The sequence below is a fragment of the Frankia gtarii genome (assembly GCF_025403375.1).
Classification (GTDB): domain Bacteria; phylum Actinomycetota; class Actinomycetes; order Frankiales; family Frankiaceae; genus Frankia; species Frankia gtarii.
This window is the reverse complement of sequence record NZ_JAMPTM010000061.1, coordinates 20,454-28,652: the sequence shown is the minus strand read 5'-3', so window position 1 is coordinate 28,652 and position 8,199 is coordinate 20,454. Positions and strand designations below refer to the sequence as shown.

Here is an 8,199-nt window from a genome sequence, read left to right as displayed (position 1 = left end):
CCCCACATCTCACCGAAGCCCCCGCGGCTCCCCCGCCGAATTACCGAAGCTGCAGCGGGTTGCGAAACGGGCGACGGCTCGTGCGTCGGCGGCGGATGCCTGGGAGCACGCCTAACCGGGTTCTTCTGGAGGGTCCGGCGTCCGGTTTGCCCCTGCAGAAGAACCCCGATGGCTCCGCTCCCATGCACACCCCCTCTTCGCGGGGTGGCGCCGACGCGGTCCGGCGGCGAGGCGGGCGCCATCTGACATCACACCCCGTCACCAAACACCGGCATGGAACTGATGAGCGACCGCATCCGCAGACCGGGGGCCCCGAATTTTGCCGAAGGCCCTTCCCGGCTCCCCCAGCCGGATCGCCGAAGGCGATCCGGCGTCACCCCGCACGGCGCCCAAGGACTTCGGGGTCCCCATATTTCGCCGAAGGCGAAATATGGGGCTAATCCTGAGGGGGCGCCGTCTTGGCGATCTGCATGAGGAACTCGTAGTTCGTCCGGGATTGCTTGAGCCGGTCGAGCAGAAGCTCCAAGGCCTGCTGGTTCTCCCGCGTGTGGAGCACGCGACGCAGCTTGTGCATGATCGAGAGCTCTTCGGGGGCAAGCAGGATCTCCTCCTTGCGCGTGCCGGAGGCGTCGACGTCGACCGCCGGGAAGATCCGCTTGTCGGCGATCTTGCGGTCGAGCTTGAGCTCGGCGTTGCCCGTCCCCTTGAACTCCTCGAAGATCACAGTGTCCATCGTCGAGCCCGTCTCGACCAGCGCCGTCGCGATGATCGTCAGGGACCCGCCGTTCTCGATGTTGCGCGCCGCGCCGAGGAAGCGCTTCGGCGGGTAGAGCGCGGTCGAGTCGACACCACCGGACAGGATCCGGCCGGAGGCGGGGGCGGCCAGGTTGTACGCGCGCCCCAGTCGGGTGATCGAGTCGAGCAGGACGACGACGTCGTGGCCGAGTTCGACCAGGCGCTTGGCCCGCTCGATGGACAGCTCGGCGACGTTGGTGTGGTCGGCCGGCGGCCGGTCGAAGGTGGAGGCGACGACCTCACCCTTGACCGAGCGCTGCATGTCGGTGACCTCCTCCGGCCGCTCGTCGACGAGGACGACCATGAGGTGGACTTCCGGGTTGTTCGTGGTGATCGCGTTGGCGATGGACTGCAGCACCATCGTCTTGCCGGCCTTGGGCGGGCTGACGATGAGGGCACGCTGCCCCTTGCCGATCGGCATGACGAGGTCGATGATCCGCGTCGTCAGCAGGTGGGGCTCGGTCTCCAGGCGCAGCCGCTCCTGCGGGTACAGCGGCGTCAGCTTGGTGAACTCGGGCCGTCCGCGCGCCTCGTCCGGCTCCATTCCGTTGATCGTGTCCAACCGGACCAGCGCGTTGTACTTGTCCCGGCGCTGCTCGCCCTCCTGCGGCGCGCGCACCACCCCGGTGATGGCGTCTCCGCGGCGCAGCCCGTTGCGGCGAACCTGGGCCAGGCTGACGTAGACGTCGGTCGGGCCGGTCAGGTAGCCGCTGGTCCGGACGAAGGCGTAGTTGTCCAGAACATCGAGGATGCCGGCGACAGGCACCAGAACGTCGTCCTCGCGCAGCACCGGCTCGTTCTCGACCGGGCCCGCCTGTCCGCCGCGGCCACGGTTGCGGCCACGCTCACGGAAGCGACCCCGCCGGCTGCGGCCGGCAAAGTCGTCGTCGCCCTGCCCGGCCTGGCCGGAACGGTCCCCGCCGAGACGGTCCCCGCTCGAACGGTCACTGCCCGAACGGTCCCCGCCAAAACGGTCGCTGCTCGAACGGTCGCTGCCGGAGCGGTCATTGCTGGAGCGGTCGCTGCTTGAACGGTCATTGCTCGAACGGTCATTGCTGGAGCGGTCATTGCTGGAGCGGTCGCTGCTTGAACGGTCGCTGCTCGAACGGTCGCTCTGGGTCCGGTCGGACCGACCTGAGCGGTCACCGGACTGACGGTCCTGCCGGTCCCCGCCGGATCGACGATCCGTGTTCTGACGGTCGTTCGTGGGCCGCTCACCCCCGTCGCCGCCGGAGCGGCCGTTGTCGCCGGAGCGGTCGCGGCGGTCCTCACGGCCCCGGGGAGCACCCTCGGCCTGTCGGCCGGGGGCGGTCGCCGGCTGGGCCGGGGCGGACTGGACGGAGGCGACGACCGGCTGGGCCGCGGCGGCGGGCTGCGCCGGAGCCGCGACCACGGGGGCCGGACGGGTCTCGACGACCGTGTCGCCGGGCGAGTCAGGCAGGGTTGGCTGCTCGGCGGCGGGGCTCGCCACGCCGCGCGACGCGCCGCGGCGGGAACGGGTGCGGGTGGTGGTGCTGGGAGCACCGCTGTCCCCGACGGGCTGACGGGTCGTCTGGGGCGCCGCGGAGGGCGCCTCACTCGGAGCCGGGATGGTCGCGGTGGGCGCCTGATCGGCGGTGGCGGTCGCGGAGCCGCCCGCGGACTCGCCGTTCTGCAGGTTCTGAATCGCGGCGATGAGCTGGCCCTTGCGCAGCCGGCCCACCCCCTGGATGCCCATGGACGAGGCCATGGCCTGCAGTTCGGGAAGCAGCATCGCGGACAGCCCGGTGCCCTGCCGGCGCCGCCGGGTCGCGGTGGCACTCTCGGCGGCCGGGACCACGGCCGCGGCGGCGGCCCGGGAGCCGCGGCCGGCGCGCGCACTGCCGTTGTCGGCAGCGGTGTTGATGGCGTCTGCGGACGAGGTGGCGGCCGCCGGCCCACTCTCGTGGGGCGGCGACGCAAGCGTCGCAGGCGCCGCAGACTCACGTGCGCTCAGTGGCAGCACGTTGGTGGTGTCGCTCAAGGTTTTCCTTCCCTGAAGGAACTGGCTCCTGATGAGCCGGGCGTAGCTTGTGAACCTTCTTCGCCTGCACAGATGCCGGGTGAAGGGGATGTACAGCACCGGATGGGCGAACGTCGCGCCCATCTACGGCGCCAGCGGCCGACTGCCGCGAGCGAACTCGCCGATTCCGCCCAGGTGTGCCGGTGTGGAGCCGAGGCAACGACGACGAGGCCGAAACACCGGAGTCCCGAACCACGGCCCATCTGGCGTTGCCAGAGCGGCACTGCGGGAGCGAGCACGCGCCGCGGTGGCAGCGGGTGCAGTCACCAGACTATCCAGCGCAGGACACCTCGGCAACAACCTTGAGACGTCAGGACTTCCCGATGTGACACATGACCGCGGAGCTACGGCCTGAGCGCCCCACCCCAACCCGACATTATTACATAATGAAGCCGTTCAGCTACTTATCAGCGTCAAGGCGGGTGATTTGCGCACCATACCGGTCAACGCTCAGCGGCGCGACGGAGAAATCCGAGCTCGCCGTGCCCACCGCCGCCGCAGCCTGTTCCCCGCCGACAGCGAGCGCGAGCACCGACGGCCCGGAACCGGACAGGGTCGCCGGCACCCCCAGGGCGCGCAGCCGGGCGACGAGCTCGCCGGTGGCCGGCACCGCAGGCAGGCGGTAGGGCTGGTGCAGCAGGTCCTCGGTAGCGCTGAACAGGGTGCGGGCGCGCTGTGCCGCTCCGGCCGGTTCGGCGGCGGACATCGTCAGCGCCAGCAGTGCGGCCCGGCCGAGGGTCCGGGCGGCGTCGGGCAGCCCCACCAGGGCCGGCAGCGCCCCCCGCGAGGCCTCGGTGGACTGACGCGTGGTCGGCACGAAGACCACCGGCCGCAGCTCGGCGAAAGGGTCGACGCGCAGGCAGCAGGCTCCCCCGACGTCCTGCCAGGCGACGGTGAAACCGCCCATCAGCGCGGCGGCCACATTGTCCGGATGACCCTCGATGTCATGCGCGAGGCGCAGCATCCAGTCGGATCCGGCGAGCGCCGCGGACCCGGGATCTGCCGCGGTCTCGTAGGAAAGGGCGCCGGGACGGGCTACGCCGGGGTTGCCCGGGTTCGCCGCGGCGCCGGCCTCGAACTCCGGGCCGAGGTCGGCTCGGGTCAGCGCCGCCGCGGCCACGATCCCCGCCACGATCGCGGCCGCGGACGAACCGAGCCCCCGCCCGTGTGGGATCCGGTTCACGCAGCGCAGGGCGAGCCCCGGCTGCGCCCGGCCAAGCAGGTCGAACGTCGACCGGATCGCCCTGACCACCAGATGCGTCTCGTCCTGGGCGACCGCGTCCGGGCCGACCACGTCGATGGTCAGGCCGGTCGAGGTCACCTCGACCTCGACCTCGTCGTACAGCCCGAGGGCGAGCCCGAAGGCGTCGAAGCCCGGGCCGAGGTTCGCGCTCGTGGCGGGGACTCGCACCCGCACCCGCCGGGGCGCGCCGTCGGTGTCGGTGTCGGTGTCGGTCCAGCCGGTGCCTGCCGTCGGCGCGCTCCCGGCAGCGGTCACGAGATCCGCAGCCCAAGCGCCTCGGCGGCGCCCGCGACAGTCGGCCGGATCGTCTCCGGTCGGGCCGCCCCGCTGATCGCCCAGTCGGGGTCCTTCAGACCGTTACCGGTCACCGTGCACACGACGCGTTGGCCGGCTTCGATGCGCCCGTCCGCGCGCGCCATCAGCAGCCCGGCGATGCTCGCCGCGCTCGACGGCTCGACGAAGACGCCCTCCCGGCGGGCGAGCAGCCGGTAGGCGGCGAGGATCTGCCGGTCGTTGACGGCGTCGATAAGGCCGCCGGAGGAGTCGCGCGCGTCGACGGCGAAGTCCCAGGAGGCCGGATTGCCGATGCGGATCGCGGTGGCGATCGTCTGCGGGGAGGTGACGATCTCGCCGCGCACGATCGGGGCCGCGCCCGCCGCCTGGAAGCCGCACATCCGCGGCCGGCCGGCGCCGATTCGGGTGTCCTCTTCCAGGTACCCCCGCCAGTAGGCGGTGATGTTGCCGGCGTTGCCGACCGGCAGGCAGTGCACGTCCGGGGCCCGCCCGAGCGCCTCGACGATCTCGAACGACGCCGTCTTCTGGCCCTCGAGGCGGAACGGGTTCACCGAGTTGACCAGGGTGACCGGTGAGGTGTCGGCGAGTTCGCGGGCCACCCGCAGGCAGTCATCGAAGGAGCCGTCGAGTTGAAGCAGCCGGGCCCCGTGGACGAGCGCCTGAGCGAGCTTGCCCAGCGCGATCTTCCCGCTGGGCACGAGCACCGCGCAGGTGATGCCGGCGCGGGCGGCGTAGGCGGCGGCCGAGGCCGAGGTGTTGCCCGTGGAGGCACAGATGACCGCCTCGGAGCCCGCGCCGACGGCTCGGCTGATGGCCATCGTCATCCCACGGTCCTTGAACGAACCCGTCGGGTTCGCCCCCTCCACCTTGAGATGAACCTCACATCCGGTGAGCTCGGACAGGTGCGCCGCGTGTAGCAGCGGTGTACCGCCCTCACGCAGAGTGATCACCGGTGTGTCGTCGTCGACCGGCAACCGGTCGCGGTACTCCTCGATGATCCCCCGCCACGGCCGGTGCGACCGGCTGGACTCCGCACGGGCTGTGGACTCCACACGAGCTGTGGACGTCGTGGTCACGGCTCACCTCCCTCGACCCGCATCACGCCGGACACCGCCCGCACCCCGGCGAGGCCGCGTAGCTCCTCGACGGTGGCCGACAGCGCCGCGTCGGGCGCGGCATGCGTCACGAGGACAAGGCTCGCGTCATCGCCGCGGCCGTCCTGGCGGACGCTCCTGATGGACACATCGTGACGCGCGAAGGCACCGGCGACCGTCGCGAGCACGCCGGTCTTGTCGGTGACGTCGAGATTCACGTGATACTTCGTCACGGTACGGCCCATCGGCAGGACGGGCAGCGCCGCGTAGGAGGACTCGCCCGGCCCGCGACGACCCGCGATGCGGTTGCGCGCCACCGCGACCACATCGCCGAGCACCGCCGACGCGGTCGGCGCGCCGCCCGCCCCCTGGCCGTAGAACATCAGCTGCCCGGCGGCCTCCGCCTCGACGAACACGGCGTTGAACGCCTCCCGCACCCCGGCCAGCGGGTGGACCCGCGGGATCATGGCGGGATGGACCCGGACGCTGATCCCGTCGGTGTCGGCGGAGCGCTCGGCGACCGCCAGGGCCTTGACGGTGCAGCCCATCTCGCGCGCGCTGGCGATGTCGGCGGCGGTGACATCGCCGATGCCGACCCGGTAGACGTCGTCGATGGTGACCCGGGTGTGGAAGGCGAGCTGGGCCATGATCGCCGCCTTGGCGGCGGCGTCGTAGCCGTCGATGTCGGCGGACGGGTCGGCCTCGGCATAGCCGAGCGCGCCGGCCTCGGCAAGCGCCTCGGTGAACGACGCGCCGGTCTCGTCCATCCGGGTCAGCACGAAGTTCGTCGTTCCGTTGACGATGCCGAGCACCCGACGGACGCGGTCGCCGGCCAGGCTCTCCCGTAGCGGCCGGATCAGCGGGATCGCCCCGCCGACCGCGGCCTCGTAGTAAAGATCGGTGCCGGCGGCGGCGGCGGCGTCGTGCAGCACGGCGCCGTCCGACGCCAGCAGCGCCTTGTTCGCGGTGACCACCGGTTTACCGGCCCGCAGGGCGGCCAGCAGCCAGTCCCGGGCGGGCTCGATCCCGCCGACGACCTCGATGACGAGATCGACGTCGTCGCGGGCGACGAGTCCGGCGGCGTCCGCGGTGAACAGTGCCGGGTCGATGTCGAGGTCACGGACCCGCTCCGGGCGGCGGACCGCGATCCCGACGAGTTCGAGCGGCTCGCCGACCCGGGCGGTGAGGTCGCCGGCGTTGGCCCGCAGCAGCCGGACGATCTCGGTGCCGACGACGCCGCAGCCGAGCAGGGCGATCCTCACCGGGTCACCGCCGCGGGGTCTGCGGGGTCTGCGGGGTCTGCGGGGTCGATGTCGAGGCGCAGCAGGTCCTCCTCGGTCTCCCGCCGGACGATCAGCCGCGCGACACCGTCGCGCACCGCCACCACCGGCGGCCGGGTGACATGGTTGTAGTTGCTGGCCATCGACCGGTGATAGGCGCCGCTGGCCGGCACCGCGACGAGGTCGCCGGGGTGGATGTCGTCGGGCAGCGGCACGTCGTGGGCGACGACGTCGCCGGATTCGCAGTGCCGGCCGACGAGCGTGACGACGTGGGCCGCGGGCGACCCCGCCCGGGATGCGAGCCGGGCGGTGTACCGGGCGTCGTAGAGCGCCGTGCGGATGTTGTCGCTCATCCCGCCGTCGACGCTGACGAAGGTGCGCAGCCCGGGCAGTTCCTTGACGGTGCCGACCTCGTAGAGGGTCACCGTCGTCGGGCCGACGACGGCGCGGCCCGGCTCGACGCCGAGGCGCGGGACGCGCAGCCCGGCAGCCGCGCATTCCTTGCCGACGACCGCGGTGAGCCGCTCGGCGACGTCGGCCACCTCCAGCGGGGCGTCCTCGCTGGTGTACGCGATGCCGAGCCCGCCGCCGAGGTCAAGCTCGGGCAGTTCGAGGTCGTGGGTGTCGCGGATACGCGCCAGCAGGCCGACCATGCGATGCGCGGCCAGGCCGAAGCCGGCCGTGTCGAAGATCTGCGAGCCGATGTGCGCGTGCAGGCCGATGAGGTGCAGCGAGCCGGCGGCGAGCACCCGCTCCACCGCCTGGGCCGCCGCCCCGCCGGCCAGCGAGAAGCCGAACTTCTGGTCCTCCTGGCCGGTGGAGACGTAGTGATGGGTGTGCGCCTCGACCCCCGGAGTGACCCGCACGAGGACCCGCTGACGCACTCCGGCCTCGGCGGCGACGGCGGCCAGCCGGTCGATCTCGGCGAAGGAGTCGACGACGATCCGCCCGACGCCGTAGGCCACCGCCGCCCGCAGCTCGGCGACCGACTTGTTGTTGCCGTGGAACAGCAGGCGCCCGGCCGGGAAGCCGACCGAACGGGCCACGGCGAGCTCCCCGCCGGTGCAGACGTCGAGGTTGAGCCCCTCCTCGGCCACCCAGCGGGCGACTGCACGGCACAGGAACGCCTTGCCGGCGTAATAAACGTCACAGTCTTCGAACGCCCGCCGCCAGCCGGCGCACCGGGCGCGGAAGTCGGTCTCGTCCAGGACGAACGCCGGGGTGCCGAACTCGGCGGCCAGCTCGTCGACCCGGACGCCGCCGATCCGTAGCACGCCGTCGGGGTCGAGCCGGGCCGTCACCGGCCAGAGGTTCTCCTCCAGGGCTGCCACCGCCGGGGCTGCCACCGCCGGGCTGTCGGTCTCGCTCATGTCGCCTCTGCCTGTCTCATCCCGCAGCCTGTCTCATCCCGCAGCCTGTCTCATCCCGCAGCCTGTCTCATCCCGCAGCCTG

General features: G+C 72.2%; 5 protein-coding genes. All 5 read right to left on the bottom strand.

Annotation, left to right across the window (positions count from 1 at the left end; genetic code table 11):
• Positions 1 to 436: 436 nt before the first annotated feature.
• The 5 genes from rho to lysA all read right to left on the bottom strand — a co-directional run bounded on the left by rho (position 437) and on the right by lysA (position 8,117).
• Complete coding sequence (gene rho, locus NBZ83_RS11770; protein ID WP_368861835.1) at positions 437 to 2,797, bottom strand: transcription termination factor Rho; 2,361 nt, start codon at positions 2,795 to 2,797, stop codon at positions 437 to 439.
• 439 nt (positions 2,798 to 3,236) lie between these two features.
• On the bottom strand, positions 3,237 to 4,334 hold the full coding sequence (locus NBZ83_RS11765; RefSeq protein WP_438803307.1) for a homoserine kinase: 1,098 nt from the start codon (positions 4,332 to 4,334) through the stop codon (positions 3,237 to 3,239).
• Positions 4,331 to 5,449 (bottom strand): threonine synthase, encoded by a 1,119-nt coding sequence (gene thrC / locus NBZ83_RS11760; RefSeq protein WP_261568772.1) that lies wholly within the window; start codon positions 5,447 to 5,449, stop codon positions 4,331 to 4,333. The genes NBZ83_RS11765 and thrC overlap by 4 nt, the downstream gene beginning before the upstream one ends.
• Complete coding sequence (locus tag NBZ83_RS11755; protein ID WP_261568771.1) at positions 5,446 to 6,729, bottom strand: homoserine dehydrogenase; 1,284 nt, start codon at positions 6,727 to 6,729, stop codon at positions 5,446 to 5,448. Before NBZ83_RS11755 ends, thrC begins: the two co-directional genes overlap by 4 nt.
• Entirely contained in the window at positions 6,726 to 8,117 is a 1,392-nt protein-coding gene (gene lysA, locus NBZ83_RS11750) for a diaminopimelate decarboxylase (RefSeq protein WP_261568770.1), read from the bottom strand. The genes NBZ83_RS11755 and lysA overlap by 4 nt, the downstream gene beginning before the upstream one ends.
• Positions 8,118 to 8,199: the final 82 nt, after the last annotated feature.

Excerpts from the sequence above, each read along its gene's own strand:
- lysA (WP_261568770.1), bottom strand. The coding sequence starts at position 8,117 with ATGAGCGAGACCGACAGCCCGGCGGTGGCAGCCCCGGCGGTGGCAGCC.